Below are 2,152 nucleotides of genomic sequence, written 5' to 3'. Positions count from 1 at the left end.
GCGCTGATCTTCGTCCCGTCGGAGAGGACCGCGAAGGCGGACAGGCCGAGGTCGATACCGGTGTCGGTGTCCAGTTCGGGGAGGGTGTCCGGCTCGGTGTCCACGACGAAGCTGAGGAAGTACCGGCCGGAGCTGTCCTTGGTGACGGTCAGGGACGTGGGCGCGGCCGGAAGCCGGCGGGACCACTTGACCTTGAGGTTGCCGACCTTGGCCACGTACACCGTGCCGTCGTCCTTCAGGGAGAAGGCGTTGGTGTTGAGGCGGATCGACTGCCGGGTGTCTTTCTTCGACTTGTAGCGGGGCGGCCCGACCTTGCGGCCCTGCCGCTTGCCCCCCAGGCTGTCGAAGAAGTTCTGGTAGGCGGTGTCCAGGTCCCGCAGGGACTGTTGCAGGACGACCGCTGACACGTCGGCGAGCCAGGCGCGTTCCCCGGTGCGCTTGGCCTGGGTGATGCGAAGCCGGGACAGCTCGGCCGACTTCACGTACGGCAGCCCCGCCGCGTGCGCTTCCTTGCGGTCGCGCAGGCAGTCGTTCCACACCACGCGGGCGCACCCGAACGCCCTTGCCAGCGCCCGGCGCTGGGTGGCGTCCGGGTAGGCCCGGTAGTTGTAGCGGAGCCGCATGACCGAGACCCTACTGCGATTGATCTTTATGGATGAGCAGAACGACTACAGGCGTGGCAGGCACGTCGTTTCGGCTCTGCACGTGCACTTGGTCTTCGTGACGAAGTACCGGCGCGGGGTGTTCAACGACGAGATGCTCACGCGCTGCGAAGAGATCATGCGCAAGGTGTGCGAGGACTTCGAGGCGGAGCTGAAGGAGTTCAACGGCGAACGCGATCACGTCCATCTCCTGGTGCACTACCCGCCCAAGGTCGCCTTCTCGAAGCTGGTCAACAGCCTCAAGGGCGTCTCCGCTCGCCGGATACGGCAGGAGTTCACCGGCCGGATCAACCGCGCCATCATGCACGGGCACCTGTGGTCGCCCTCGTATTTCTCCGCGTCGTGCGGCGGAGCACCGTTGGCGATCGTCCGCCAGTACATCGAGCAGCAAAAACGTCCGCTCTAAAGTGCACGTCAGAGCAGTCTTGAGATGCATTCATCCCCGGCGTGAACGCCGGGGCTTTCTGCAAGAGTCCCGGTAAGAAGCCGACTGCGCATCGGCGTGCCAGCTCAATCGTCTCGGTTTTGTGCTGTGGTGACTGCGGTGTCGCCGGGCGACTGTTGTGCGCTGCGGCTGGCGGAGGCCACCAGGTAGCCGGGGAGGTGGAACCTGCAGTGCAGGTGCACTGGTGCGCCGCAGTCGTCTGCGAGGGCGTGCAGTGCGGACGGGCTGTAGGCCTTGCGCAGGCTGATCGTGCCGTCGTGTGCGGCTGCGGCCCCGCCGAGGAGGAGCAGCAGCGGGACGATGGCCAGGTATGCCGGGTGCCGCCAGGCGTCGATGATGAGCAGGCGGTGTGCGGCTCGGGTGCCTTCGCGGAGCACCATGCGTACCTGAGCTGGTTGCAGGTGGTGCAGGGACATGGTGAAGACGGCCACGTCCCAGGTGTGGTCGGGGGCGTCGATGGCAGTGGCGTCGATGACGCGTGTGGTGACCCGTGGGTGGTTGCCCAGAGGGCCGGTACGGAATGCCTGGACGGAGTCGGTGCTGATGTCGCTGACGGTGACGTGTGCGGTGGGGTGGTCGCGCAGGAGCTGTTCAGCGAGGTGGCCCCGGCCTGCTCCGAGTTCGAGGATGCGGGGCTCACGCTGCTGGCCGGCCTCTGCCAGGGCCAGTCGGCTGAACGTGCGGTAGGCCAGTGACGCGCGCTGGAAGCGGTCCAGCTCGCGCAGTCCCCTGCGGGCCCTTTCCGCCAGCCGGGGATCGGGGTGGTCGATGAAGTCGATCCACTCGGCTCGGTCGGTTTCGTACAGACGGTCCCACCATGGGGCGCCGGGGCCGCCCCGGGGGAACTGCCCGTCGTGCATGGTGCTCCACCTCCCGCGGTGGTGTGTGCGTGTGCGGGTGCTGTAGTGGTTTGAATCCTCTCCTTTCTTCGCTTGTGCTCGGGAAGGAGGTTCCTGACTCAGGCTGCCTGGCCGCACGGCGTGCGGTCAGGTCTTACACGATCAGCATCAGCCGGGTTGAGACCAGCCCGGACCAGCATCACGCG

Annotated in this window: 3 protein-coding genes; 1 reads left to right on the top strand and 2 read right to left on the bottom strand. The window is 66.7% G+C overall.

Annotated elements, in window-relative coordinates; translation table 11 throughout:
- A partial coding sequence (locus ACFVJQ_RS45860; RefSeq protein ID WP_385791937.1) for an RNA-guided endonuclease InsQ/TnpB family protein occupies positions 1–623 on the bottom strand: 623 nt, incomplete at its 3' end.
- 28 nt (positions 624–651) lie between these two features.
- Between ACFVJQ_RS45860 and tnpA the strand changes: the two genes are divergently transcribed.
- A complete protein-coding gene (tnpA, locus tag ACFVJQ_RS45855; protein ID WP_385791935.1) occupies positions 652–1,068 on the top strand; it encodes an IS200/IS605 family transposase in 417 nt (138 codons plus the stop codon).
- Between the two features lie 104 nt (positions 1,069–1,172).
- On the opposite strand, the gene ACFVJQ_RS45850 is transcribed toward tnpA, so the two are convergent.
- Positions 1,173–1,967, bottom strand: coding sequence for a class I SAM-dependent methyltransferase (locus ACFVJQ_RS45850; RefSeq protein WP_385516581.1), 795 nt, complete (start codon positions 1,965–1,967; stop codon positions 1,173–1,175).
- Positions 1,968–2,152: the final 185 nt, after the last annotated feature.

The sequence above is a fragment of the Streptomyces sp. NPDC127197 genome, from assembly GCF_042672405.1.
In the GTDB taxonomy this organism is placed as follows: Bacteria; Actinomycetota; Actinomycetes; order Streptomycetales; family Streptomycetaceae; genus Streptomyces; species Streptomyces flavusporus.
The sequence above is the reverse complement of the archived record's forward strand: the minus strand, read 5'-3'. Positions and strand labels throughout refer to the sequence as shown.